Source organism: Lichenicoccus roseus (assembly GCF_005844085.1).
In the GTDB taxonomy this organism is placed as follows: domain Bacteria; phylum Pseudomonadota; class Alphaproteobacteria; order Acetobacterales; family Acetobacteraceae; genus Lichenicoccus; species Lichenicoccus roseus.
In genome coordinates this window covers 153,353-178,032 of record NZ_VCDI01000002.1, presented here as the reverse complement: position 1 = coordinate 178,032, position 24,680 = coordinate 153,353, and the positions used below count along the sequence as shown (strand labels likewise).

The window sequence follows — 24,680 nt, the reverse complement described above, 5'->3', positions numbered from 1 at the left end:
AGCTTCTCCTCTGGCGTTGGGTCAGACGGCAGCCTGCAAGGCGTTTGCGACAAGGCCGGGCGGACGCGGGCCGCCGGTGGCCCAATCCAGCAATTCGACGGTGTGCAGCACCGGGATCCCGGTGCCGGTCGCGATCTGCGTCATGCAGCCGATATTGCCGGCGGCGATCACATCGGGCCGGGTGCGCTCGATATTGGCCACCTTGCGGTCGCGCAGTTGCCCGGCGATTTCCGGCTGCAGCAGGTTATAGGTGCCGGCCGAGCCGCAGCAAAGATGCCCTTCCGGCACTTCCGCCACCTCGAAACCGGCCGCGGCCAGCAGCTTCCTCGGTTCGGCCTGCACCCGCTGGCCATGCTGCAGCGAGCACGCGCTGTGGTAGGCGACCCGCTGCCCGGTCACGATCGACGGACGCTGCAGCCCGATCTCGCCGATCACCTCGGTGATGTCGCGGGCGAGCGCGGAGATGGTGCGCGCCTTGTCCGCCAGCTCCGGATCGGTACGGAACATGTGCCCGTAATCCTTCACCGTGGTGCCGCAGCCGGACGCATTGATGACGATGGCATCCAGGCCGCGCTGCTCCAGCTCCTCGCTCCAGGCCAGGATGTTGGCGCGTGCCAGGTCGTGGGCGTCGCGCCCGAGATGATGCGTCAGCGCGCCGCAGCAGCCGGCGCCTCGGCTCACCACCACCTCGCAGCCATGTCGGGTCAGCAGCCGGATCGTCGCCTCGTTGATCTGCGGCGCCAGCACGCGTTGTGCACAGCCGATCATCAGCGCGACGCGCCTGATCCGCGTGCCCTCGGCGCGATGGCGGCGCGGGCGATCCATACGGGAGGCGCGCGGCAACCGGCTCGGCGCCATCGACGCCATCGCGCGCAGCTTCGCCGGCATCAGCGGTATCAACGGCTGGCCGAGGCGGCGGGCCAGCAGCATGGCGCGGAACCGGCCCGGCTTCGGCAGCACCATCTCCAGCATCCGGCGCATTGCCCGATCCTGCCAGGGCCGCCGGTAGGTCCGCTCGATATGCTGCCGGGCGTGGTCGACCAGGTGCATGTAGTTCACGCCCGACGGGCAGGTTGTCATGCAGGCAAGGCACGACAGGCAACGATCGATATGCTTCACCACCTTCTCGGTGGCAGGCCGGTCGTTCTCCAGCATGTCCTTGATCAGGTAGATGCGGCCGCGCGGGCTATCGAGCTCGTCGCCGAGCAGCACATAGGTCGGACAGGTCGCGGTGCAGAAGCCGCAATGCACGCAGGCACGCAGGATGCCGGCCGACGAGGCGGTATCCGGATCGGCGAGCTGCGCCTCGGTGAACCTGGTCTGCATCGTCAGACGCCTTCCTGCATGCGGCCCGGATTGAGGATGCCGACGGGATCGAAACCCGACTTCACCCGCTGCGCCAGCGCGCGCAGGGATGCCGGCTCGGGCTGGAACACCGGCACCGAGGCGCGCGCAGGGTCCGGCGCGCGCAGCAGCATGGCGTGCCCCCCCGCCGCCGCGACCGCGCCGCGCACGATGGCCGCTCCGCAATCGTCGCCGGCCTGGTCGGGTGCGAGGCTGACCCAGAGCAGGCCGCCGCCCCAGTCGTAGAAACCCTCCGCGCCGATGCGCGCCGCCTGTATGGCATGCAGCACCGACGCCGCCGACGCGGGCGTCGGGCAGACGCGCCACACCACGCTGTCGGTGCGCGCCAGCAACGGCTGCACCGCGCCGATCGCGGCCCACACGGCGGTGCTGGACGCATGGTCGAGGAGGTGACACTCGCGTCCCTGCCGCAAGGCTTCGGCCTGCAGGGCCTCCGCGCGATAGGCCACCGACGGGCCGGGACCTTCGAGGCGCAGAACCGTCAGGCTGCCGCCCGCCCCGGCCGGGCCCGCGACGCGCGCTGCCACCGCTGCCGGCAGATGCGCCACCGACGACACCTCGTGCGGCGTGTTGAGGGCGGCGGCCATCGCCCGGATCGCGGCCTCGTCTTCCAGCCCGGCCAGCAGCACGCTGCACTCCTGCTCCGGCCGCGGCAGCACGCGAACCGACAGCTCGGTCAGCACCGAGAGCGTGCCATAGGCGCCAGCCTGCAGCTTGCAGAGATCGTAGCCGGTGACGTTCTTCACCACCTTGCCACCAGCCTTCCAGGCCTCGCCACGCCCGTTCACCGCCGCGAACCCAAGGAAATGATCGCGTGCCGCACCCGCCCGCACCCGCCTCGGTCCGGCGAGGTTGGTCGCCACCACGCCACCCAGGGTCGGCTCGCTCCCGGAGGTGCCGAGCAGGGCGCTCCAGTCCGGCGGCTCGAAGGCCAGCATCTGGCGCTCGGCGTCCAGGGCGGCGGCGATGGCCCGCATCGGCGTCGCCGCCTGCGCGGTGAGCACCAGTTCCGGCGGTTCGTAGTCCAGGATGCCGCTGAGCGCCGCGACCTCGAGCCGGTGCTCCGGCCGGTTGGCGCGACCCAGGCCACACTTGCTGCCACCGCCCACGATCTCGAGCGGCTGGCGTTCGGCCGCCGCCCACGTGACGATCTCCGCGACCTCGGCGGCGCTGGTCGGCCGGAAGCTGGTCATGTCGTCCGCCGCCGTCAGAACCGTGGCAGCTCTGGGAACCGGGTCTGCCCGGCATGCACGTGCACCCGGCCGAGCTCGGCGCAGCGGCAGAGTTGCGGGAACACCTTGCCCGGATTGAGCAGGCTGTCCGGATCGAAGGCGCATTTGAGCCGCTGCTGCTGCTCGAGATCGGTGTCGTCGAACATGGTGCCCATCAGGTCGCGCTTCTCGACACCGACGCCGTGCTCGCCGGTCAGCACGCCACCGACCTCGACACACAGGCGCAGGATGTCGTTGCCGAACTCCTCGGCGCGCTCGAGCTCACCCGGCTGGTTGGCGTCGTACATGATCAGTGGATGCAGGTTGCCGTCGCCGGCATGGAACACGTTGGCGACGCGCAGCTTGTACTGGCCTTCCATCTGTTTCATGCGCGCCAGCACGTCACCCAGGCGGCGACGCGGAATGGTGCCGTCCATGCAGTAGTAGTCGGGCGACAGGCGCCCCACCGCGGGGAACGCCGCCTTGCGGCCGGCCCAGAAATTCAGCCGCTCCGCCTCGTTCTGGCTGACCCGGCAACTCGTCGCGCCATGCTGTCCGGCGATGTCCTCGACGGCGGCAACCAGATGGTCGATCTCCGCCTCGCAGCCGTCGAGCTCGACGATCAGCAGCGCTTCCGCATCCAGCGGATAGCCCGCATGCACGAAGGCTTCCGCCGCCTGCACCGCGAGCTTGTCCATCATCTCCATGCCGCCGGGGATGATGCCGGCGGCGATGATCGCGGCCACGCACTCGCCGGCACCGACCACGCTGGGGAAACCGATCAGCAGCGCCCGCGCGCCAGGAGGCTTCGGCAGCAGCCGCACGGTCACTTCGGTGACCACGCCGAGCAGTCCCTCGGAGCCCACCATGACGCCGAGCAGGTCGTAGCCGGCGGCGTCGAAATGCTTGCCGCCGAGCCGCACCACCTCGCCATCGATGGTGATCATCTCGATGCCGATCACGTTGTTGGTGGTCAGGCCATACTTGAGGCAATGCACGCCGCCGGAATTCTCGCCGACATTGCCACCGATGGTGCAGGCGATCTGGCTGGATGGGTCGGGCGCGTAATAGAAGCCCTGGTCCTGCACCGCATGGGTGATGGCGAGGTTGGTCACCCCGGGCTGCACCACCGCGCAGCGGTTGGCGATGTCGATCTCCAGGATGCGCTTGAACTTGCCCATGCCGAGCAGCACGCCATCGGCGAGCGGCAGCGCGCCGCCGGAGAGCGAGGTGCCGGCGCCGCGCGGTACCAGCTTGATGCCGTGCTCGCTGCAATAGCGCATCACCCGGCGGACCTGGTCCACCGTCTCCGGCAGCACCACCACCATCGGCAGCGTGCGGTAGGCGGTCAGGCCGTCGCTTTCATAGACCCGCCGCTCCTCCTCGGAATCGATAACCCCCTCCCCCGGCACGATGCGACGGAGGGCGGTGACGATCTCGGCCCGGCGCGAGAGCACGGCGCCGTCCGGAACTGGCATTGTGAGCAAGGCGTCCTCCGGGCCGGCGCCGCAGCCCTATTTTGCCGGCAGGCTGTGATAGTAGGCAGCGAGATCCGCTATCTGGGCATCGGTGAGCGGCTTTGCCATCATCGACATCATTTCGTTCTGCCGTGCGCCGGTATGGAACGCGGTCAACTGGGCGGAAAGGTAGGCCTCGTTCTGGCCGGCGAGATTGGGCGCATCCGGCGTCACGGCGATGCCCGCCGGTCCGTGACAGGCGGAGCAGCGCACGGCCAGGGTCTTGCCGGCCGCGATATCGGCGGCTTCGGCCTGCACGCCCACCATCGCGATGGCGGCGGCAGCGAGTAGTGTGGTCGCTCTCAACACGTGCGGAAAATCCTCTCTTCGTGAACCGTGCGGCCCGCCATCGCAGGACAGCGGACCGCGCCGGGACAGGCTACTTCGCGCTGTAGGTGATGCGGTAGACCGCGCCGGCAAAATCGTCCGACACCAGCAGCGAGCCGTCGCGCATCTGCTCCACGTCGACCGGGCGGCCGTCATAGGCGCCGTCCGAATTGAGCCAGCCCTCCGCGAACGGCTTGGAGCCGGCCGAGGTGCCATCCGGCCGGATGAAGGTCACCATGACCCGCGCGCCCACCGCGGTGGTGCGGTTCCAGGAGCCGTGCTGGGCCGAGAAGATGGCGCCCTGGTATTCCTTGGGAAACATCTTGCCGTGATAGAACGACATGCCGAGATCCGCGGCATGCGCCACTTCCTCGACCACCGGGAATACCAGTCCGGCCGGCGGCGTCTGGTCCTTGTACTCGACAGTACGGACATGCCCGCCGCCATACCACGGGAAGCCGAAGTTCTGTCCCATCTTGCTGGCATGGTTGATCTCGCCTGGCGGGATATCGTCGCCCATGCCGTCGACCTGGTTGTCGGTAAACCAGAGCGTGTGGTCCTTCGGGTCGAAATCCAGGCCGACCGAATTCCGCACGCCGTGCGCGTAGGTCTCGCGGTCGGTGCCGTTCTGGTTCATGCGGATGATGGCGCCCATCCCGGCCTTGTAGAACTTGTCGTACTTGGCGGGCGCATAGACGTTGTACGGCTGGCCGACCGCGATATACAGCTTGTTGTCAGGTCCCACCCGGCAGGCACGGGCGGAGTGGTTGAAGCTCTCCTCGTCGGCCGGGATGAGGTCACCTTGCTTGACGACGGTCGACACCGCGACGTCGGCATTCTCGTAGAAGAATTCCGCAGCCGGAAACTGCAGCACGCGGTTCTGCTCCACCGCATACAGCATGCCGTCGCGCGAGAAGCAGATCCCGTTCGGGTTCTTGAACTCGAGGGTGCCGGCGAACTCCTTCACCTCGGTCGCATGGCCGGAGCGGGTGCGGTCGGTCAGTGCATAGATCTTGTCCTTGCGGGTGCTGACGAACGTCACCACGCCCTGCGGCCCGATGGCGATCATGCGTGCATCCGGGACCTGCGCATACAGGCTGATCTTGAAGCCGGGTGGCAGCTTGATGTTCGCCAGGGTCTTCTCGATCTCGGCGGCATGGTCGGGATCCTGCGGGATCAGCGGGATCCGCTTGGCGCCGGTCGAGTGGAAGTCCTCGAGCTTGTTCATGGCGTTCGGCGAGCTGCCCGCACCGGAAGCGGTTGCATCCTGCGCGCGCGCAACCCCGCCCGCCACCAGCGCAAGGCCGGCGGCAGCACCTGCCACCTTCCAGGTCATCTTCATTGAGTTCTCTCCCCGTCTCGGAAGTCGTTATCCAGCGCCCCGAGTACTTCTCATCCCAGCATGAAAACCGTCTTCGTGGAAGGCTTTCCCGCATGGCGAGAACGAGCTACATGACCGTGGGTAAATCAGCGGCTTAGACAGCATGACGACGCGTACCGGGCTCGTGCGCGGAGGCAGCGACCAGGTGCAGTCCCTGGTCCGGGCGCTGTCGCTGCTGAACCGCATCGCGGAAGCGCCTGAAGGCGGCATGAGCCTGACCGAGCTTGCGCAGCAGGCCGGCCTGCCCTCCTCGACGGCGCACCGCCTGCTCACCACGCTCGAACAGGAGCGCTACGTGCGCTTCGACCAGGACAGGCGGCTATGGTCGATCGGCATGCAGGCCTTCGTGGCCGGCTGCGGCTTCACCAAGACACGCAGCCTGATCGGGCTGGCGCGGCCGCACATGCGCGTGCTGATGGAGGAGACCGGCGAGACGGTCAATCTCGCCGTCGAGGATGACGGCATGGCGGTCTACCTGGCGCAGGTCGAGTGCCGGCAGATGATGCGCGCCTTTGCCCGGCCGGGTTCGCGGGTGCCGCTGCACTGTTCCGCCGTCGGCAAGGCGATCCTGATGTCGTGGTCGGACAAGGCGCTGGCGCGCATCCTGCGTCGCCAGGGCATGCAGTGCCTGACCGTGAGGACCATCGGCAGCCCGGCCCTGCTGCGCGCCGAACTAGAGCGCTCGCGTCGCGTCGGCCATGCGATAGACGACGAGGAGCATGCCGTCGGGCTGCGATGCCTGGCCGCACCGATCCATGACGAGAACGGCGACGTCGTCGGCGCCATCTCGGCATCCGGCCCGATGGCGCGCATGACCGACGAGCGCCTCGGCCCGGTCGCCGCCCTGGTGGTCGGCGCGGCGCGGACGATCTCGCACGAGCTGGGTGCGCGGCGTCCAGAAGCCGGGTGAGCCGGCAGTCCTACATCTGCCGGAACAGGTGCCGGTAGGCGTCGCTGACCGCGAGACATGTGCCGGTGGTGCGCAGCCTCACCCGCATCTCGGAATGATCGCGACTGATCCTGTCGATGGCTTCGACATTGACGATCGTCGAGCGGTGGATCTGCCAGAAGCGGTCCGGATCCAGCTGGGTGACCAGCTCCTTCACCGGACGCCGGATCAGGGCTTCGCGCAAGCAGGTGTGGACACTGGTGTATTTCATGCCTGACTGGAAATACTGGATGTCGGATACCCTGATGAGCTCGATGTCGTTCCCGCGCGACGCCTTGATCCAGGTTATGTAGTCCTTCGGCCGTATCGCCGGGAGCAGCCCGCGCACCATCGCCTCCACCGACGAAGTTGGTGTGCCGAGGCGCTGCCTGAGTCGCTGCAGCGTGCTTGCCAACCGCTCGTCGTCGAACGGCCTCAGCACGTAGTCGGTGGCACCCAGCCGGAAGGCATCGACGGCATGGTGGTCACGGTCGCTGAGGAACACGACATGGCAGTTGGCGGAGAGCCGCCGCGCCACCTCCAGGCCACCCAGCGGCGGCATCTCCGTATCGAGGAACAGCACTTCCGGCTGCCATGTCGTGGACAACGACAGGACCTGGAGGCAATCGCCGGCGGCGGCGACAATCCGCAGTTCCGGCCACAGCCTGCGCAGGCGCGCCTGCAGGTCGCTGTGCATGTTGCGCTCGTCCTCGGCAATGATCGCACTGACGGTGTCGGCCATGTCCCAATCGCTGCTGAGCGGGCGGGGGCGACGTTCGCGGTGGTTCCACCGCCTTCGTCACACGTATCGAGCCGTCCGTCGCCCGGTGGCGGAAGAAATGTTCCTGGTCCCGTACGATTGCACGACGGATCCGATGCCGGACACTACTTCGGTTTCGGCGACCTCCGTCTGGGAAAAACAAAAAGCATCCCTTTTAGTCAGGAGATCATAATGGACTCGCTCGGCAAACTTGCCACACTCGCGATCCTGTTCACCGGTGCCGCTCTGATCCTCGATCTCACCCCCGCATCCGCGGCGGCGCCCTCGCGCGAGGAGGTCACTGCCGACGGCGACATGGCGGTCGTCACGCGCGCGGTCCCGGTCTCCGACCTGAACCTGGCAGCGCCCGATGACCAGCGACGGCTGCATCATCGCATCAGCGTGGCCGCACGGCGGGTCTGCATGGACGCCGGAGGGAACACGATCGTCTCCGACGACAGCCTGTTCGACTGCTACCAGCGTGCGATGGGTGACGCCTGGGCAGTGGCCCGTCAGCGGATCCAGATGGCATCCACCGGATCGGCGCTGGTGGCCCAGGCGACGGCATCGGCTGCCCCGGTGGAAGTCGCGACCGCCCTGGGCCAATAATCCGGCGCGATCAGACGGGACCGGGCGCGCCGACCTGGACCAGCGGGTCGGCGCGGCTGAATGGGTCGTGCCTGTTGCACTCGGCGACGATGCGGTCGACGGTCGGGATGTTGTCCACCTTGATCCTGAACACCCGGGCGACCGCCTCGACGCTGGCGAGGCAGATATCGGCGATCGTCAGGCTGTTGCCGTGGCAGAACCTGCCGGTCGCCGGGTCGTCCCGCAGCCGAGCCTCGATGTCGGTGAAGCCGCGGGTAAACCACTGGGTCTGCCAGGCACGCCATGCCGCATCGTCGAACCCGGCTGCCTCCTTCAGGTATTTCCGCACCCGCGGCACAATCAGCGGATGGGTGTCGCTGGCCATCGTGGCGGCCAGCGAACGCACCCGTGCCCGGCCATACGCATCGGCCGGCAGCAGCGCCGGCTCGGGATGCTGCTCGTCGAGAAATTCCAGGATCGCCAGCGACTGGGTGAGCGGCGCATGCCCTTCTACCACCAGCGCCGGGATCGCGCCCTGCGGGTTGATCGCCAGGAACTCCGGTCGCAGATGCTCGCCGCCATCGATGTCGACCAGCCGCTCCTCCGCGGCCAGCCCCTTGAGCGCCAGCGCCACCCGCACCCGGTACGTCGCCGAGGTGCGCCAGTAGGCATAGAGGGTCAGATGCGGCTTGCTTGCACTCTGGTCGGCCACGCGTCGTCTCCCGGATGGTTGGCGCCGATCATGCCGCGACCGGCCGGTTGCGGTCCAGCGCGCCGCCTGCAGGACGAAGAAGCCGATGCCTGCCGCCGGGTTGATCGCGAGGAAGTCCGGATTGCGCTACTCGCCGGCATCGACATCGACCAGGACCTGCTGCGCCATCAGGCGCAGAGGGTCAGGCCTGGCCGGATGGTGCCGATCCGGCCGGTCATGCCTGTCCGCCGCATGGACACGCAACCGGGAATGCCGGCTGGGCGGGCCTGCAGTCTACAGCACGAAGAAGCCGATGCTGGCGGCGGCCATCACCAGGGTGGCCAGCCAGCCGAACGCCAGCATCGGCCGCGACAGGGTCAGGCGGCCCATGATGCGGCCGTTCGAGGCGATCAGCATCATCACCGCCATCACCGGCGCCGACAGCACGCCGTTGACCACCGCGCTCCAGTAGAGCGCCTTCACCGGGTCGAGCGTGGTGAAGTTGAGGCCGATGCCCGCCACGGTCGAGACAGCGATGGTGGCATAGAACGATTTCGCCTGCAGCAGCCGGCGGTCCAGGCCCTCGCGCCAGTGCAGCGCCTCCGACAGCGCATAGGCGGACGATCCGGCCAGCACCGGCACCGCCAGCAGGCCGGTACCGATGATGCCGGCGGCGAACACCGCGAAGGTGGCGACGCCTGCGATCGGCCGCAGCGCCTCGGCCGCCTGCGACGACGTCTGGATGTTGGTGACCCCGCTGGCATGCAGCGTGGCGGCGGTCGCGAAGATGATGAACAGCGCGACAAGGTTGGAGGCGCCCATGCCGATGACGGTATCGAAGCGGATGCGGGAGAACTGCGCCGGCGCGGCGCCCGGCGTGACGCAGAGCGGCGGGACCTTGCGTCTCCCGCGATCCTCGACCTCGAGCGCCGCCTGCCAGAAGAAAAGATACGGGCTGATCGTCGTGCCGAGCACCGCAACCAGGGCGGTCGCGGTGGCGCCGTCGAAGCTGAGATGCGGCAGCAGGGTCGCCGCGAGCGCCCTGCCCCAGGGTACGTGCACGGTGAACACCACCGCCACGTAGGAGAACAGCGAGACCGTCAGCCATTTCAGCAAGCCGGCATAGACGGCATAGCTGACGAAGATCTCCGCGACTACGCAGAGGATGCCGAACCCGGTGGTGTAGAGCCTGGAACTGCCGCCGAGCAGCAGCTTGAGCGCCGCGCCCATCGCGCCCAGGTCGGCGCCGAGATTGATCGTGTTGGCGGCCAGCAGCAGCAGCACCACGCCGCGCACCAGCCAGGACGGGTAGTGCCGGCGCAGGTTGTCGGCGATGCCACGTCCGGTGACGCAGCCGATGCGGGCGCTGATCTCCTGGATCACGATCATGAACGGCAGGCTGAACAACATGGTCCAGGCGAGGCCGTAGCCGAGTTGCGCGCCGACCTGGCTGTAGGTGGCAATGCCGCTCGGATCATCGTCGGCCGCCCCGGTGATCAGGCCCGGGCCAAGCCTGCGTATCATGCTCGAAGGCGGCTGCGAAAGCGCGCTACCAGCCGCCCCTACCTCTGGGATGGGGAGGTCAGGCAGGTGGGGCACGCGGCGCCGGCGGCTTCGCGGCGGGCTTCCGGGCCAGCAGGTTGGCGACCAGCCCGGTCCAGCCGGTCTGGTGCGACGCCCCCAGCCCGCGGCCGCTGTCGCCGTGGAAATATTCGTGGAACAGCACCAGCCCGGCGAAATGCGGATCGCTCTGCATCATCGCATCCTCACCGAGCGACGGCCGTCGGCCATCCTCGTCCTTGAGGAACAGCCGGGTCAGGCGCAAGGCGATCTCGTCGGCGATCTCACGCAGCGTATGGAACCGTCCGGAGGCGGTCGGACACTCGACCAGGAAGTCACGGCCATAATAATGGTAGAACCGGTCGAGCGCCTCGACGATCAGGAAGTTGACCGGAAACCAGATCGGCCCGCGCCAGTTCGAGTTGCCGCCGAACATCTCGGTGCGGCTCTCGCCCGGCTCGTAGCCGACATGGATGCGGGCACCGTCACTCTCGAAGACGTAGGGATTATCGGCGTGGTGGCGCGACAGCGAGCGGATGCCGTAGTCGGACAGGAACTCCGCCGGATCCAGCACGCGCAGCAGCAGGCGTTTCATGCGATGGCCGCGCAGCAGCGACAGCAGCCGGCGCTCGCCCAGGCCCGGCTCGTCCCAGCGCGCCACCAACCCGGCCAGGTCCGGACGGCGGCTCAGGAACAGGTGCAGCCGGCGCGAGAAGCGCGGCAGGCGCTTCAGCAGGTCGGGCTCCAGCGTCTCGACAGCGAACAAGGGCGTCAGTCCCACCATCGAGCGCAGCTTGAGTTCCTGCATGCGACCGTCCGGCAGGTTGAGCACGTCGTGGAAGAACTTGTCGGTTTCGCTCCACAGCCCGACGCCGCGCTCGCCGATATCGTTCAGCGCCTGGGCGATGTAGAGGAAATGCTCGAAGAACTTGCTGGCGATATCCTCGAACGCATTGTCCTCCAGCGACAGCTCCAGCGCGATGCGCATCATGTTGAGCGCGAACATCGCCATCCAGGCGGTGCCGTCGGTCTGGTCCAGATAGCCGCCCATCGGCAGCGGCCGCGAGCGGTCGAACACGCCGATATTGTCGAGCCCGAGAAAGCCGCCCTGGAACACGTTGCGGCCCTGGTTGTCCTTGCGGTTGACCCACCATGCGAAGTTCAGCAGCAGCTTGTGGAAGATCTGCTCCAGGAAACCGCGGTCGCCCTGGCCGCCATTGGCCTCGCATTCTATCTGGTACACCCGCCAGGCGGCCCAGGCCTGCACCGGCGGATTGCTGTCGCTGAAGTTCCATTCGTAGGCCGGGATCTGGCCATTCGGGTGCATGTAGCTTTCCGACGCCAGCAGCAGCAGCTGTTCCTTGGCGAAGTCCGGATCGATCAGCGCCAGCGTCAGGCAATGGAAGGCAAGATCCCAGGCGGCGAACCAGGGATATTCCCACTTGTCCGGCATCGAGATGATGTCTTCGGCATTCAAGTGCCGCCAGTCATGGTTGCGGCCACGCCGGCGGCTGTCCGGCGGCGGCGGCAGCGTCGGATCGCCGCGCAGCCACCGATACACGTCCATGCTGTAGAACTGCTTGTTCCAGATCATGCCGGACAGTGCCTGGCGCTGCACCAGCCGCGCGTCCGGATCAGGGATGTCCTTCTGCAGCGAGGCATAGAACCGGTCGGCCTCGGCGCGTCTCGTCTCGACCAGGCTATCGAAGCCGGCGAACGGCGGAATGATCGGCTCGCCACGCACAAGTCGCACGCGCACCGTCCAGGCTTCCCCCGGCGCCAGCACGTGCTCGTGCAGGGCGGCGCATTTGGTCGCCGGACCCTCGCGCCGGATCGCCCGCGCGTCACCGTTCACGATATACTCGTGGAAGCCGTCCTTGTAGACGCCATCGCCTTTCGGCAGTCCGATCACCGCCGGGTTGGTCTCATTCTCGCAGAAAACGACCTCGGTGCCGGGTTCTACATGGAAGGTGTAGTGGCCCAGCATGCGGTGCTCGGCAACGATGCAGGAGCGGCCGTAGCTGCGCATGGTCGGCTTCGGATGGTTCTCGCGCCACGACCAGTGGTTGGCGAAGAACATCTGCGGCAACACGAACAGCCGTGCGGGTTCCGGACCGCGATTGGTGGCGGTGACGCGCATCAGCAGGTCGGCCTCGTCGGCCTTGGCGTATTCGATCATCACGTCGAAATACCGGCCCTCGTCGAACACGCCGGTCTCGATCAGCTCGAACTCGTCCTCGTGGCGCGAACGCCGCCGGCTCTCCTCGACCAGCCGCTCGTATGGGAATGCCGCCTGCGGATATTTATAGAGCATGCGCAGATACGTGTGCGACGGCAGCGCATCGAGCTGCCAGTACAGCTCCTTGACGTCCTCGCCATGGGTGCCCTGCGGGCCGGTCAGGCCGAACAGCCGCTCCTTCAGCATGCGGTCGCGGCCATTCCACAGGGCGAGTGACAGGCACAGGCGCTGGGTGTCGTCGCAGATGCCGGCGAGCCCATCCTCGCCCCAGCGATACACCCGCGAGCGGGCCTGCTCGTGCGGCAGGTAGCCCCAGGCATCGCCGTTGTCGCTGTAGTCCTCGCGGACCGTGCCCCATTGCCGGTCGCTCAGATATGGGCCCCACAGGCGCCAGTTGCGCATGCCGTGCCGGTACTCGTCGAGCCTCCGTCGCTCGGCGTCGCGCGGGCGATGATCTGGGGACCGGGATCCGCTCATCTCTGCATGAGGCGGGTAATGGAGCGTCCGGTCAACTTTCGATCAACGTTCGGAGAGCAGTTCCCGCAACGCCTCCGCGCGTTCCGGCCGGAAGCCGGTGGCGACCACGTAGAGCTCGCTGGATTCCTTGCGGCTGGCCGGAGGCTTGGCGTGCCGCACCTGGGCGAAGGCCTGCTTCATCGGCAGCAGCATGTGCTTCTCGGAGCCGCCCTGGAACACCTTGGCGACGAAGCCGCCGCCCTCGGCCAGCACCTGCAGCGCGAACTCCAGCGCCAGCTCGGCGAGTGCGATGATGCGGAGGTGGTCGGTGGCGGCGTGCCCGGTGGTGTTGGGCGCCATGTCCGACAGCACGAGGTCCGCCGGGCCGCCAAGCAGCGCACGCAGCCGGTCGGGCAGCTCCGGATCGTTGAAGTCGCCCTGGATGATGGTAGCGCCGGCGACCGGCTCCACCGGCAGCAGGTCCACCCCCACCACCTCGGTGGCGCCGCGCTGCACCGCCACCTGCGCCCAGCCGCCGGGGGCCGCGCCGAGATCGACGATCCGCTGGCCGGGACGGATCAGCCCGAAGCGATCGTCCAGCTCGATCAGCTTGAAGGCGGCGCGGGAGCGGAACCCCTGCTTGCGGGCGGCCACCACATAGGGGTCGTTGAGCTGCCGCTGCAGCCATTTCTGCTGGGCGGTAGTGCGGCCGCGGGCGGTGCGCAGCGAGACGCTCTTGCTGCGGGTTGCACCGACGCCGTCGGTCGTCGCCTTGCCGGCACCGCCCTTTCCGGCACCGCCCTTTCCGGCACCCCCTCTTCCGGCGACTGGGCCGCCCTTGCGGTTCATCAAGCAGCTCCTCAGCGCGGGCCGTGGCGCGGGATGCGCCGGATGGCCGGTGGCGCGAGCCCTAGCATTCCCAGGACAAAGGCGCACCCTCCGAGGCGCCGCGGCCGGGAAGCGGTTGCCAGAACCCGGACCGGATGGTAGATGCCGCCCGCCGCACGGATCAATGCCGCGCGGGCCGCTTGGGGGATAGTTTAGCGGTAGAACTACCGGCTCTGACCCGGTCAGCCCTGGTTCGAATCCAGGTCCCCCAGCCAACGGCGCCGCGCGCCCATCAAGAAAGCCTGAGGCTTTCTGCTCCGTCCAACCGCCTCCCTGTAGCGTCGCTTCAGAGCGAGCCGAGAAGGTCGTGAGACCACCTGGTGGCGGAGCGCGCTTTGCCGCCCCCGGGCGAGATGGAGCGCCATCGGTGCCCCCACCAGCAGCGCGAGCCCGACATTCGGCGATACGCTTGCATGGCGCATGCCGGGATACCCCCATGGTCCAAAGATCTCCGCACGGACGGAGATAACCACCGTCATGACGAACGCTGCGACGTGAACGAGCGGCATCGGCAGAAGTCCGGTCGTTAAGTCGATCGTAACGATAACGGACTAGACAGGTCGTGGACGCCATCAGGTGACCTCAAAAGGACCGCAGCCGAGATGTCGCGCTCGTTCGATCTCAGAGCCATCAAGACGTTGGCTGCAGCGGCACTCACCGCTATCGTCATTATCGTCTTCATGCTGCCGTTGCTGGCATCGCGCATCGACAGGCAGGCGCGCCACCGCGAAGGCGAGTTTGTCGCCGCAAGCTTCGCACGCGAGGTCGATATCCTGCGCAACCAGATCGGATCGGCCGCGAACTGGGATCCGGCGATCATCCATCTCGACCGCCATTTCGATGCGGCGTGGGCGCAGAGCGAGTTGACCGCTACGAACGACCGCGATGTCGGCAGCCGGATCGTCATAGTGCTGGATGCCGGGAATACCGTCCTGTTCGCGCGAGAACATGGCAGGACGATGCAGGCTGGCCGAGCCGAACTGGTGCGGCTGGCGGCCGGCGACATCGTCGCGACGATCCGCACGCTGGAGGCGGCGCGGGACGCGGCAGCCGCTCGTCATGCCCCGGATGCCGAACAAAAGCCTGCGTCCTGGATCGATGGTAGCGCCGTGGTGCTGGTCTCCGGACGGCCTTTTCTCGTCGTCGCGAGCCTGGTCGGGTCGGATAGCGGCAAGCTCGCGCTGACCCACCGCCGCGCACCGATCTCCCTGCTAATCTCCGATCTTCAGGCCACGATCATGCCGCAGGTGGGGCGCCGGCTGCAGCTGGTCGGCGCCGAGCTCACGGCAGCGCTTCCCGCCGGGACGCGCGCCTCGTTCCCGCTTCGGGACGGTCGTGGTGAGGTCATGGCAGTGTTCTCATGGCAGCCTGCGCGTCCGGGAACGATGTTGCTCGACGCTGCACTACCGCCGATCCTGATCGTCATCGTCGCGCTGCTCGGTGCCGTGCTGCTGGCCTACCGCCAGGGCGTGCAGGGCACCCGCATCCTGATGGACGCCGAAGCACAGGCGCGGCATCTGTCGCTGCATGACGGCATCACCGGATTGCCGAACCGCAGGAGCCTGTCGCGCCTGCTGGACCAGGCGCTTGCGCAGCGGGCTGGCGCGGGCGACGAGGTCGCCATCCTGCTGTTCGATATCGACCACTTCAAGTCGATCAACGTGACCTTCGGCAACGTGGTCGGCGACGAGCTGATCCAGCTGGTCAGCTCGCGCCTGCAACAGCTGTGCGAATCCGGCCAGATCTGCGGACGGTTCGGCGGCGACGAATTCCTGTTCATCCTGAGCGGTGATGCAGCCTGTGCCGGCCCCGAGGCGGCAGGTGAATTCGCGAGGCGCGTGCTGGCCTGTTTCGGGACGCCGATCAGCCTGTCCGGCAACATGATCCAGGCCAGCGCCTGCATCGGCATCAGCGTGGCCAAGGCCGGTAGTGTCGGGGCCAGCGATTTGCTGTGTCAGGCCGATCTCGCGCTCTGCAAGGCCAAGGCGGCGGGTGGCGGCGTCGAGCAGCTGTTCGACAGCGAGATGGAGCAGGCCCGCGGCCGCCGGCGCGCACTCGAGCAGGATCTCCGCCAGGCACTCAGGGACGGTGCGATCGGCGTTGCCTACCAGCCGCAATTCGATCGCGACCGCATGGTCGGGGTGGAGGCGCTGGCGCGCTGGACGCACAAGGATCTTGGACCGATCTCGCCGGCGGTCTTCGCGCCGCTGGCGGAGGATTGCGGACTGATCGGCATCCTGGGGATGCAGGTCCTGCGGCACGCGTTCAACGACAGTCGCCGTTGGCCGGACCTGCGCGTCGCCATCAATGTCTCGGCCAGGCAGCTGCAGATGCCTGATTTCGTTGCTTCTGTGCACGATCTCGTGGTCGAGATGCAGGTCGACCCGAGCCGGTTCGAGCTGGAAATCACCGAGGGCGTTTTGGTAGCCAACAACCAGGAAATGCAGACCACGCTGCAGAGCCTGCACGGCATGGGATTCACCATCGCCATCGACGATTTCGGCACCGGGTATTCGAGCCTGAGCTATCTCCAGCGGTTTCCGGTCGACAAGATCAAGATCGATCGCAGCTTCGTCTGCAAGTTGCCGGATGACCGGCAATCCTTCCTGATCATCTGCGCCATCGTGCACCTCGCGCAGGCGCTGGACATGGCTGTGATTGCCGAGGGCGTAGAGACCGAGGCGCAGCAGCAGATGCTGATACGCGCCGGCTGCACGCGCACCCAGGGCTTCTTCAAGGGAAGACCGATGGCCGCCGAATTGATCGCGCATCTTGCATCGCCCGCGGCGATGTCTGCGGCAGCCGAAGCGCGCTCGGCGGCCTGACCGGACGCGCCCTCAGCTGCCGCGATAGGTGCTGTAGCCGAATGGCGACAGCAGCAACGGCACGTGGACATGGCCGGGCGTACCGCGCACCCGGAAGCGGATGGTGATGCGGTCGTAGAAGCCGGGATCAGGGTCGGCAGCGCGCCATGCCTCGACATCGAAGTCGATCGCGTAGCTGCCGGGGCGAAACGCCTCGCCGGACAGCAGCGGCTGATCGCAGCGGCCGTCGGCGTTGGTGATATGGCTGGAGAGCGTCTGGCCGTCGCGCGACAACTCCAGCCCGAGCCCCGCTACCGGGCGTCCATTGGCGAGGTCCAGCACATGCACGGTCAGAGCGTCTCGCACCGCCGTATCGTGCGCTGCGGCGGGCGCACCGGCGGTGTGCCGGTGATCCGGACCATCCGGCGAGGTGACGATGTCCTCCAGCCGGAAACGGGCGATCCGCGCCACCTCGGCGAACGCCGTGCCGACCTCCGCCTCCCTGGTATTCTCCAGCCGCCGGTGCATGGCGGCAAGGATAGCGCTTGCATCCCGCTGGCCACGCACCGCGATGATGAACGGGAAGCCGAAGCGGTCGCGGTAGCGGCGGTTGGCGGTCTCCAGCGCGTCAGCTTCCAGTCGGTCGAGGGCGCCTAGGCCGACGCCGCCCTGCTCGGCCGCCGATGCCGCCGACAGCCGGCCGCCCGCACCGAGTTCGGGATGCAGCCGCAGCAGCGCCAGCACGGCGTCCGGACCGGCATCGCGCACGACCCGGACCATGGCGGCGTGAAGGTCCTCGACACTGCCGAACGGGCGCGACGCCCAGGCATGGTCGGCGATCCAGGCGGAATGCTCGAAGACGTTGCCGAGGCGGGCGCTGAACGCCGGCGCGTCGAGGTCGGACAGTTCGGCCAGGCTGATGCGGCGGGGGATCATCGCAGCGCCTCCGGCCTCAGGAGCGGCCGACGGTGCATTCGATCTGCCCGTGCGGCTCGTCCGTGGGAACGAATACCGCGTTGTCCGAGGACAGGCCGAACGGCGCCAGGTTGACCGGCAGGTAGTGCTTGTTCGGGCAGGACAGGCTGATTTCCTCAATCTCCGGGGCGCATGCGAGCGCCGCCTCTCCCATGCGCAGCAGGCTGTCCTGCAGGCTGTGACTATAGGTGGTCGCGAACACCTCCAGCATGGTCTCCAGGATGGCCGCATTGACCGCCGGGCAGTCGGCGGGCACCCGCGACCAGCGCCAGGTCGCGTCCATCGACGTCGCCGCGATGCGGTCACTGGTTTCCGGCAAGGTGGTGAACTCGTCCATCACATAATTCTCCCAGCCGGACCCGGTGGTCTTCATGAAGCTGTAGCCGGTGAAGCCGGAGACCACCGACACCGTCCCGCGGTCGGCTCCTACCCTCGCAAAACCCTGGCCGTTGCCGTCCAGGATGAAGCCGTGCGGATGATCCCTGCCGCCGAAACGCGCCCGCAGCCATTTCGTCTCATGCGTCGTGACCGTCGCGGACGCGACCTGCGGATAGAGATGAAGGAACCGCTGCGCCAGCCGCTCCGCGAACTCCTCGGCGGCGTCGTCCAGCGCCTCGCGCGCCACCACGTAGGTGAGGTTCTTGATGGTGTCGGTCGCGATCACCAGGCGATTGTCCGCCGCGGTGTAGGAGGCGCCGAAATCACCCTCCAGCATCGCCTGCACGGCAAGTTCGCGAACCTCGTGATGCTCACAATCCTTGTGCACGCGCATGACCCTTACCCGGGCCTTGCCGTAGCTGTTCCGGATCAGTGGCATCGCGCTCTTCCTCGAGGTCGGTGGTGGATCATGGCACGCCGACAGCAGGCGCCGGCCCGGCCGGGCAGCAATCGCCATGCCATCGACCTGCCGGGCGGTGCTCCCGCGCCTGTCGGGGCAGCCGCCTCACCGCGAGTGCGGAACCCTAACTGCCTGATGGATCTATTCTTCAAGCCTGCGTGAACGGTATTGCGGGCCGTTAGGATATCGTTAGAAATTCGCTCCCGTAGGGGACCCGGCGCCCGGCAAGGCTGACGATCGTCGAACACTGCGTGTCCTGTCCAGCCTGCGGCGGCTATGGCCCGCCGACCGGCCGTGCAGGCTGAGTTGCGTGTCTAACCGGGGGCTGAAGATGTTCGAGTATCGTATCCAGGTCCGGGACGAGGCCGGCAAGACGGTACGCACCCTGGTCTTCTACAGCGACACCGACGACGCCGCGCGCGAGGTTGCTTTCGGACTGAAGGCGACCCAGGGCTCGATCGAGGTCTGGAGACGGGTCTCCGAAGTCGCTCCCGAACGGCCAGGCCAGGCCTTCCTGCACTGAACCGGCCGTAGACCCCCGCCCGATGGCGTAGATCTTGCGTGCCGATCCGGACTGTCCGCGCAGGGGGCCACCTTCGTGGTCGCGTCGGGAGGGGCATCGCGAATGAGCGCCATCGTGCAGGATGCGGGACCGATCGCAGCATCGCCCGCCCGGACCCGGATCCATCCGGTCGACGAGATGCTCCCGGTCGGCCAGCTTGCCCTCTATGGCCTGCAACACGTGCTCGCCTTCTATGCCGGCGCCGTGCTGGTGCCGATCATCCTGGCCGGTGCGCTCAAGCTCGATGCCAGTCAGCTGATCCACCTGATCAATGCCGACCTGTTCACCTGCGGCATCGCCTCGCTGCTGCAATCGGTCGGTTTCCGCAACATCGGCGTGCGGTTGCCGCTGCTGCAGGGTGTGACGTTCGCCGCCGTCAGCCCGATGATCGCCATCGGGCTGGCCGCGGGCGGTGGCACCCAGGGCCTGCTCGCCATCTACGGGTCGGTGATCGTCGCCGGGCTGTGCACCTTCGCCGCCGCCGGCCAGTTCGCACGCCTGGTCCGCTTCTTTCCCCCCGCGGTCACCGGCAGCGTCATCCTGATCATCGGCGTGGCGCTGCTGCCGGTGGCCGCCAACGACATCGTCCTCGGCAGCGGGCCGGGCGCCATCCAGCATCCGGTGGCCGTCCGCAACCTGCTCTACGGCTTCGGCACGCTCGGCCTGATCATCGCCATCCAGCGTCTGTCGCGCGGCTTCATGGCAACCATCGCCGTCCTGGCGGGGCTGGTCGCCGGCACGCTGGCGGCATGGCTGCTGGGTGACGCGCGGTTCGGCGAAATCGCCGGCGCCGCCTGGGTCGGCACCACCTCGCCGTTCTATTTCGGCATCCCGCATTTCAGCGTGGCGGCGATCCTGTCGATGCTGATCGTCATGCTGATCACCATGGTGGAGACCACCGGCGACGTGTATGCGACCGGCGAGATCGTGCGCTACCGGATCGAGCCCGAGGACATCGCGCGCGCCATCCGCGCCGACGGCATCGCGACCTTCATCGGCGGCATCCTGAACTCGTTTCCCTATACCTGTTTTGCCGAGAATGTCGGGCTGGTGCGCCTTACCCAGGTCAGGAGCCGCTGGGTGGTGGCTGCCGCCGCCGTCATCATGATCGTCCTCGGTTCGCTGCCGAAAGCCGCCGCCATCGTCGCCGGCATTCCGCTGCCGGTGCTGGGCGGTGCGGCGCTGGCGATGTTCGCCGCGGTGGCGGTGGTGGGCGTGCAGACGCTGGGCCGGGTGGATTTCAACAGCCACGGCAACATCGTCATCGTCAGCACCAGCCTCGGGCTCGGCATGCTTGTCACGGTGCAGCCGTTCGTGGCCGAGGCGTTGCCGGCCTGGACGCACATCATCTTCGGCAGCGGCATCACCCTTGGCGCGCTGTCGGCGATCGGCCTCAACATCCTGTTCAATCACCTCGGCGGCACCCAGGAGGCGATCGCCGGGCGGCCGAACCACAGGCTGGTGACGCTGGCCGACGTCAACGCGATGGACCGCGGCCGCTTCGACGCAACCTTCGGCGGCCTGGTGGAGAACACGCCGTGGGTGCTGGAGCGCACCTGTGCGATGCGGCCGTTCGCCGATACCGCATCCCTCCGGGCGGCGTTCCACGACGTGCTGCTGACCGGGACACCGGCCCAGCAGATGCAGCTGTTGAACTCCTTCGCTGATCTCGGCGATGAGGAGGCCGCCACCGCCGGTCCGGAAACCGTTCCGGCCATCGAGACGCGCGACGCCTACCGGCTCGACCATGACAAGGCCGGCATGAATGGCCTCGGGCGGGCCGAATACGACGAGGTGCGTGCGCTGGCCCGCGCGTATCGCAAGCATTTCGGTTTTCCACTCATCGTCTGCGCCCGTGAGGTCGAGCGCTACGAGCGGATCCTGGCGCAGGGCTGGTACCGGATGGCCAACGCACCGTCCGTCGAGCGCGCGACGGCGCTGGTCGAGATCGCCAAGATCGCCAACTACCGGCTCGACGAGCTGGTGGCCAATGCCAACCCGATCACCTCGGCGCAGCTCGACCGCTTCACCCGGATGGTGGCGTGACAGGCAGACGGGTCCGGGCGTTGCGCGGCCGCACGCTCGACTTCACCGGCAATCCATTCGAGCAAGCGGCCGCCGACTGCTTCAGCTCCGAGCCGGACGGCCTAGTGATCATCGAGGACGGCAGGATCACGGCGACCGGCCCCTGGAACGAGCTGCGCCATGCGGTTCCGGAGGATGTGCCTGTCGAGACCTACCCGGACTGTATCCTGAGCGCCGGTTTCATCGACTGCCACGTGCACTACCCACAGCTCGGCATGATCGCGGCGCACGGCGAGCAGCTGCTGGAATGGCTCGAGAAATACACCTTCCCGACCGAAGCGAAATTCCACGATCGCGCCCATGCCGATGCGGCGGCACGACTGTTCATGCGCGAGCTGCTGCGCGCCGGCACCACCACCGCCGCGGTCTACTGCACCGTGCATGTGCAGTCGGTCGAGGCATTCTTCGAGGAGGCGTCTCGCTACGATGCCTGCATGATAGCCGGCCAGTCGCTGATGGACCGCAACGCTCCGACCGCGATGCTGCAGACCGCGCAGCAGGCGCACGACGACTGCGTGGCGCTGATCGGGCGATGGCATCGCCGCGGACGCCAGCTCTACGCGGTGACGCCACGTTTCGCGCCGTCCAGTACCGAGGCGCTGCTGGAGGTCTGCGGCACCCTGCTGCGCGACCATGACGGGCTCTACATGCAGACCCACATCGCCGAGAGCCGTGCGGAGGTCGAGTGGGTCTCGCGCCTGTTTCCGACGCGCGCCAACTATCTCGATACCTACGCGCATGCCGGACTGGTCGGACCGCGCGCGATGCTGGGCCACGGCATCCATCTCGACGAGCCGGAGCTGTGCACCTGCCACGCCACCGGCGCCGCGCTGGCGCATTGCCCGACCTCCAACCTGTTCCTCGGCAGCGGCCTGTTCCGGTTGTTCGACGCGCTGGATCCGGACCGTCCGGTGCGCGTCGGCCTCGGCACCGATATCGGCGCCGGAACCAGCCTGTCCCAGCTCAGGACGATGGGGGAGGCCTACAAGGTGGCGGCGCTGCAGGGTTCCAGGCTCGGCGCCATCCAGGCCTACTGGCTGGCCACCCTCGGCGCTGCACGCGCGCTCTATCTCGACGATCGCCTCGGCCGTCTCGCCCCTGGCTATGCCGCCGACATCGTCGTGCTGGACCCCGGCGCGACACCGCTGCTGCAGGCGCGCATGGCGCTGTGCGAGAGCCTGGAGGAGCGCCTGTTCGTGCTGATGACGCTGGGCGACGAGCGCGCCGTGCGCGCGACCTATGTCGCCGGCCGCCGCGTGTACGATCGCGAGTCCGCGCGACAGTTCACCTACGCCGGCGCCGCGGCCTGAGCATGCCGACCCTGCTCGCCCGCGGTGCCGAAGTCGTCGTGACCATGGATACCGGGCGACGCGAGTTGCGCCAGGCCGGGTTGTTTGCGCGTGACGGCGTCATCGAGCAGGTCGGGCCGGACGAGAGCCTGCCCGCCACCGCCGACATCGTGCTCGACCTGCGGCACCAGATCCTGTTGCCCGGCCTGGTCAACTGCCATCACCATCTCGACCAGACGCTGACGCGCAACCTGCCGGCCGGACAGGATGCCGCGCTGTTCGGCTGGCTCGCCGCGCACTACCGGGTCTGGGCGCGCCGCACGCCGGAGATGTCGCGCACCGCGACGCTGGTGGGGCTGGCCGAACTGGCGCTGTCCGGCTGCACCACGGTGTTCGACCACGCCTACCTGTTCCGCAACGGCTGCCGGATCGACGACCAGATCGCCGCCGCCGCCGAGATCGGCGTACGCTTCATCGCCTCGCGCGGCTCGATGTCGCGGGGACAGAGCCAGGGTGGCACTCCCCCCGACGAATGCGTCGAGGACGAGGATGCCATCCTCGCCGACAGCGAGCGGGTGATCGCGCGCTACCACGACCCCTCGCCCGGAGCGATGTTGCAGATGGTGCTGGCGCCGTGCTCGCCGTTCTCGGTGACCGATCGGCTGATGCGCGACACCGCCGCCCTCGCCCGCCGCCATGGCGTCCGGCTGCATACCCACCTGTGCGAGACGATCGACGAGCAGCGCTACACGCTCGACCGGTTCGGTCGACGGCCGGTCGAATACATGCAGGATCTCGGCTGGGTCGACGAGGATGTCTGGTACGCTCACGCCGTCCATGTCGACGATGCCGAGATCGCGACCCTCGCGGCGCACCGCACCGGCGTGTGCCATTGCCCGACCTCGAACATGCGGCTCGCGTCCGGTATCGCACCGGTGATGAAATACCTGCGCGCCGGCGTTCCGACCGGCCTCGGCGTCGATGGCAGCGCGTCCAACGACGGCTCGAACATGCTTGCCGAAACCCGCCAGGCGATGCTGCTTGCGCGCCTGCAGCTTGGACTGGACACCAATGTCGAGCCCGGTGCGGAGCGCGACCCGGCCTCCTGGATGTCGGCGCGGCAGGCGCTCGAACTGGCGACGCGTGGTGGCGCCGAGGTACTTGGCCGACAGGATATCGGCGCGCTGGAAGTCGGCCGGCGCTGCGACTTCTTCACGCTGGACCTGCAGGCGGTCGGCTACGCGGGTGGCCTGATCGATCCGGTCGCCGCGATCGTGTTCTGCGCGCCGCAGAACGCACGCACGACGGTGGTCGAGGGCCGCATCGTCGTGCAGGACGGCCGTATAGCGACGCTGGAAATGGACGCCGTGATTGCGGAGCACAACAGGCACGCACAGCGCCTCGTTGCGATCGGCTAGCGTCTGTCGATGGCCTGTTCCAGCCCGCCTGATTGCGGTGGTAAAGCGTCCTGAGCTGATCTGCGCAGGCATTCGGCCGCGCGTTCCGTCGCAGCTCGGCGCATCGCGATGAACGGTGCGATCGTCTCGCGCGTGCTGGCGAGCAGTTCGGCGGGAGCAGACCTAGGCGAGCCCGTCCGGTACGGGGGCTCGGGATCATATTCCATCTGCAGCTGTATCCCCTGGGCGATCCCGGAGCCCGCCAATTCCCCGACCACCGTCAGCGCGAAATCGATGCCGGATGTGACGCCTGCGCCCGTTATGCGGCTTCGATCACGGACAACCCTGTTGGCTACCGGATGTGCGCCCAGGAGGCCAAGCTGGTCGAGCGACGACCAGTGACATGTCGCCTGATATCCGATGAGCAGACCCGCAGCTCCCAGCACGAGAGAGCCGGTGCAGACGGAGGTGACCAGACGACAGCCCGGTGCGATGCGGCGGAGAAAATGCAGCGTCTCCTCGTCTTCCATCAACGCAATCTGGCCGGGACCGCCCGGAACGCAGATCACGTCCAGGCTTCGACAGCTGTCGAATGTGGCGTCGGGCAGGATCCGCATCCCCCGATCAGACGTGACGGGGCCGATCGACTTCCACAGCAGCTGCACCTTGGCTCCCGGCATTCGCCCGAACACCTCGGCGGGACCCGTGAGATCCAGCTGTGTGAGGTTCGGAAAGAGCACCAGCCCGATATTCACCACCGTGGGATTCATGCCATTCACCATCGAGGAACCGACTTCGCAGACACTACCCGATTGGATG

General features: G+C 67.7%; 20 protein-coding genes, 1 tRNA gene and 1 pseudogene. 9 read left to right on the top strand and 13 right to left on the bottom strand.

The features are described from left to right. Positions 1–21: 21 nt before the first annotated feature. The 5 genes from glcF to FE263_RS06120 form a co-directional block, all read right to left on the bottom strand. Positions 22–1,326 (bottom strand): glycolate oxidase subunit GlcF, encoded by a 1,305-nt coding sequence (glcF, locus tag FE263_RS06140; RefSeq protein WP_138325095.1) that lies wholly within the window; start codon positions 1,324–1,326, stop codon positions 22–24. Positions 1,327–1,328: 2 nt separating this feature from the next. Next, positions 1,329–2,558 carry a glycolate oxidase subunit GlcE gene (glcE, locus tag FE263_RS06135; RefSeq protein WP_138325094.1) on the bottom strand — a complete coding sequence of 410 codons (1,230 nt, stop codon included), beginning with the start codon at positions 2,556–2,558 and terminating at the stop codon, positions 1,329–1,331. Between the two features lie 14 nt (positions 2,559–2,572). Continuing rightward, positions 2,573–4,063: an FAD-linked oxidase C-terminal domain-containing protein gene (locus FE263_RS06130; RefSeq protein ID WP_456306565.1), complete on the bottom strand. Its 1,491-nt coding sequence runs from the start codon at positions 4,061–4,063 to the stop codon at positions 2,573–2,575. Positions 4,064–4,090: 27 nt separating this feature from the next. Further along, on the bottom strand, positions 4,091–4,402 hold the full coding sequence (locus FE263_RS06125; protein WP_205880287.1) for a c-type cytochrome: 312 nt from the start codon (positions 4,400–4,402) through the stop codon (positions 4,091–4,093). A gap of 70 nt (positions 4,403–4,472) precedes the next feature. After that, positions 4,473–5,762, bottom strand: a complete 1,290-nt coding sequence (locus tag FE263_RS06120) for a PQQ-dependent sugar dehydrogenase (protein ID WP_138325093.1) — start codon at positions 5,760–5,762, stop codon at positions 4,473–4,475. A gap of 142 nt (positions 5,763–5,904) precedes the next feature. On the opposite strand from FE263_RS06120, the gene FE263_RS06115 reads away from it, so the two are divergent. Continuing rightward, on the top strand, positions 5,905–6,711 hold the full coding sequence (locus tag FE263_RS06115) for an IclR family transcriptional regulator domain-containing protein (protein ID WP_138325092.1): 807 nt from the start codon (positions 5,905–5,907) through the stop codon (positions 6,709–6,711). A 10-nt stretch (positions 6,712–6,721) separates the two neighbouring features. On the opposite strand, the gene FE263_RS06110 is transcribed toward FE263_RS06115, so the two are convergent. Beyond that, positions 6,722–7,471 (bottom strand): LytR/AlgR family response regulator transcription factor, encoded by a 750-nt coding sequence (locus tag FE263_RS06110; protein WP_138325091.1) that lies wholly within the window; start codon positions 7,469–7,471, stop codon positions 6,722–6,724. Positions 7,472–7,681: 210 nt separating this feature from the next. Between FE263_RS06110 and FE263_RS06105 the strand changes: the two genes are divergently transcribed. Further along, positions 7,682–8,098, top strand: coding sequence for a UrcA family protein (locus FE263_RS06105; RefSeq protein WP_138325090.1), 417 nt, complete (start codon positions 7,682–7,684; stop codon positions 8,096–8,098). 10 nt (positions 8,099–8,108) lie between these two features. Here the strand turns inward: FE263_RS06105 and maiA are convergent, their stop codons facing one another. The 4 genes from maiA to FE263_RS06085 form a co-directional block, all read right to left on the bottom strand. Next, positions 8,109–8,789 (bottom strand): maleylacetoacetate isomerase, encoded by a 681-nt coding sequence (gene maiA / locus FE263_RS06100; protein ID WP_240759084.1) that lies wholly within the window; start codon positions 8,787–8,789, stop codon positions 8,109–8,111. A 273-nt stretch (positions 8,790–9,062) separates the two neighbouring features. Next, positions 9,063–10,292, bottom strand: coding sequence for an NRAMP family divalent metal transporter (locus FE263_RS06095; RefSeq protein ID WP_138325089.1), 1,230 nt, complete (start codon positions 10,290–10,292; stop codon positions 9,063–9,065). 58 nt (positions 10,293–10,350) lie between these two features. Continuing rightward, on the bottom strand, positions 10,351–13,044 hold the full coding sequence (locus FE263_RS06090; RefSeq protein ID WP_138325088.1) for an MGH1-like glycoside hydrolase domain-containing protein: 2,694 nt from the start codon (positions 13,042–13,044) through the stop codon (positions 10,351–10,353). 42 nt (positions 13,045–13,086) lie between these two features. Then, positions 13,087–13,872 carry an RlmE family RNA methyltransferase gene (locus FE263_RS06085; protein WP_138325087.1) on the bottom strand — a complete coding sequence of 262 codons (786 nt, stop codon included), beginning with the start codon at positions 13,870–13,872 and terminating at the stop codon, positions 13,087–13,089. Between the two features lie 180 nt (positions 13,873–14,052). On the opposite strand from FE263_RS06085, the gene FE263_RS06080 reads away from it, so the two are divergent. Beyond that, positions 14,053–14,126 (top strand) — tRNA-Gln (locus FE263_RS06080). Between the two features lie 387 nt (positions 14,127–14,513). Further along, on the top strand, positions 14,514–16,736 hold the full coding sequence (locus FE263_RS06075) for a putative bifunctional diguanylate cyclase/phosphodiesterase (RefSeq protein WP_138325086.1): 2,223 nt from the start codon (positions 14,514–14,516) through the stop codon (positions 16,734–16,736). A gap of 12 nt (positions 16,737–16,748) precedes the next feature. On the opposite strand, the gene uraD is transcribed toward FE263_RS06075, so the two are convergent. Together uraD and pucL are read right to left on the bottom strand one after the other, a co-directional pair. Further along, positions 16,749–17,651: a 2-oxo-4-hydroxy-4-carboxy-5-ureidoimidazoline decarboxylase gene (gene uraD, locus FE263_RS22865; protein ID WP_138325085.1), complete on the bottom strand. Its 903-nt coding sequence runs from the start codon at positions 17,649–17,651 to the stop codon at positions 16,749–16,751. 16 nt (positions 17,652–17,667) lie between these two features. Beyond that, positions 17,668–18,507, bottom strand: coding sequence for a factor-independent urate hydroxylase (pucL, locus tag FE263_RS06065; RefSeq protein ID WP_138325084.1), 840 nt, complete (start codon positions 18,505–18,507; stop codon positions 17,668–17,670). 331 nt (positions 18,508–18,838) lie between these two features. On the opposite strand from pucL, the gene FE263_RS06060 reads away from it, so the two are divergent. From FE263_RS06060 to FE263_RS06045, 5 genes and pseudogenes are all read left to right on the top strand, one after another. Beyond that, positions 18,839–19,051: a hypothetical protein gene (locus tag FE263_RS06060; RefSeq protein WP_138325083.1), complete on the top strand. Its 213-nt coding sequence runs from the start codon at positions 18,839–18,841 to the stop codon at positions 19,049–19,051. 102 nt (positions 19,052–19,153) lie between these two features. After that, positions 19,154–20,527: pseudogene (locus FE263_RS06055) on the top strand (nucleobase:cation symporter-2 family protein); the annotation flags it as partial. Positions 20,528–20,575: 48 nt separating this feature from the next. Then, complete coding sequence (locus FE263_RS22485) at positions 20,576–21,136, top strand: 2-oxo-4-hydroxy-4-carboxy-5-ureidoimidazoline decarboxylase (protein ID WP_240759264.1); 561 nt, start codon at positions 20,576–20,578, stop codon at positions 21,134–21,136. After that, the gene (gene guaD, locus FE263_RS06050) at positions 21,133–22,485 is read left to right on the top strand and encodes a guanine deaminase (RefSeq protein ID WP_138325082.1); all 1,353 of its coding nucleotides are present in this window, start codon (positions 21,133–21,135) and stop codon (positions 22,483–22,485) included. Before FE263_RS22485 ends, guaD begins: the two co-directional genes overlap by 4 nt. A 2-nt stretch (positions 22,486–22,487) precedes the next feature. Next, the gene (locus tag FE263_RS06045; protein ID WP_138325081.1) at positions 22,488–23,882 is read left to right on the top strand and encodes an 8-oxoguanine deaminase; all 1,395 of its coding nucleotides are present in this window, start codon (positions 22,488–22,490) and stop codon (positions 23,880–23,882) included. Here FE263_RS06045 and FE263_RS06040 read toward each other — a convergent pair. Next, complete coding sequence (locus tag FE263_RS06040; RefSeq protein ID WP_138325080.1) at positions 23,879–24,631, bottom strand: DJ-1/PfpI family protein; 753 nt, start codon at positions 24,629–24,631, stop codon at positions 23,879–23,881. The two genes, FE263_RS06045 and FE263_RS06040, sit on opposite strands and share 4 nt — an antisense overlap. Positions 24,632–24,680 lie beyond the last annotated feature (49 nt).

Coding starts and splice junctions, on each gene's coding strand:
- glcF (WP_138325095.1), bottom strand. CDS start 1,326: ATGCAGACCAGGTTCACCGAGGCGCAGCTCGCCGATCCGGATACCGCC.
- glcE (WP_138325094.1), bottom strand. CDS start 2,558: ATGACCAGCTTCCGGCCGACCAGCGCCGCCGAGGTCGCGGAGATCGTC.
- FE263_RS06120 (WP_138325093.1), bottom strand. CDS start 5,762: ATGAAGATGACCTGGAAGGTGGCAGGTGCTGCCGCCGGCCTTGCGCTG.
- FE263_RS06115 (WP_138325092.1), top strand. CDS start 5,905: ATGACGACGCGTACCGGGCTCGTGCGCGGAGGCAGCGACCAGGTGCAG.
- FE263_RS06110 (WP_138325091.1), bottom strand. CDS start 7,471: ATGGCCGACACCGTCAGTGCGATCATTGCCGAGGACGAGCGCAACATG.
- FE263_RS06105 (WP_138325090.1), top strand. CDS start 7,682: ATGGACTCGCTCGGCAAACTTGCCACACTCGCGATCCTGTTCACCGGT.
- FE263_RS06095 (WP_138325089.1), bottom strand. CDS start 10,292: ATGATACGCAGGCTTGGCCCGGGCCTGATCACCGGGGCGGCCGACGAT.
- FE263_RS06090 (WP_138325088.1), bottom strand. CDS start 13,044: ATGAGCGGATCCCGGTCCCCAGATCATCGCCCGCGCGACGCCGAGCGA.
- FE263_RS06085 (WP_138325087.1), bottom strand. CDS start 13,872: ATGAACCGCAAGGGCGGCCCAGTCGCCGGAAGAGGGGGTGCCGGAAAG.
- FE263_RS06075 (WP_138325086.1), top strand. CDS start 14,514: ATGTCGCGCTCGTTCGATCTCAGAGCCATCAAGACGTTGGCTGCAGCG.
- uraD (WP_138325085.1), bottom strand. CDS start 17,651: ATGATCCCCCGCCGCATCAGCCTGGCCGAACTGTCCGACCTCGACGCG.
- pucL (WP_138325084.1), bottom strand. CDS start 18,507: ATGCCACTGATCCGGAACAGCTACGGCAAGGCCCGGGTAAGGGTCATG.
- FE263_RS22485 (WP_240759264.1), top strand. CDS start 20,576: ATGGACCGCGGCCGCTTCGACGCAACCTTCGGCGGCCTGGTGGAGAAC.
- FE263_RS06045 (WP_138325081.1), top strand. CDS start 22,488: ATGCCGACCCTGCTCGCCCGCGGTGCCGAAGTCGTCGTGACCATGGAT.
- FE263_RS06040 (WP_138325080.1), bottom strand. CDS start 24,631: ATGAATCCCACGGTGGTGAATATCGGGCTGGTGCTCTTTCCGAACCTC.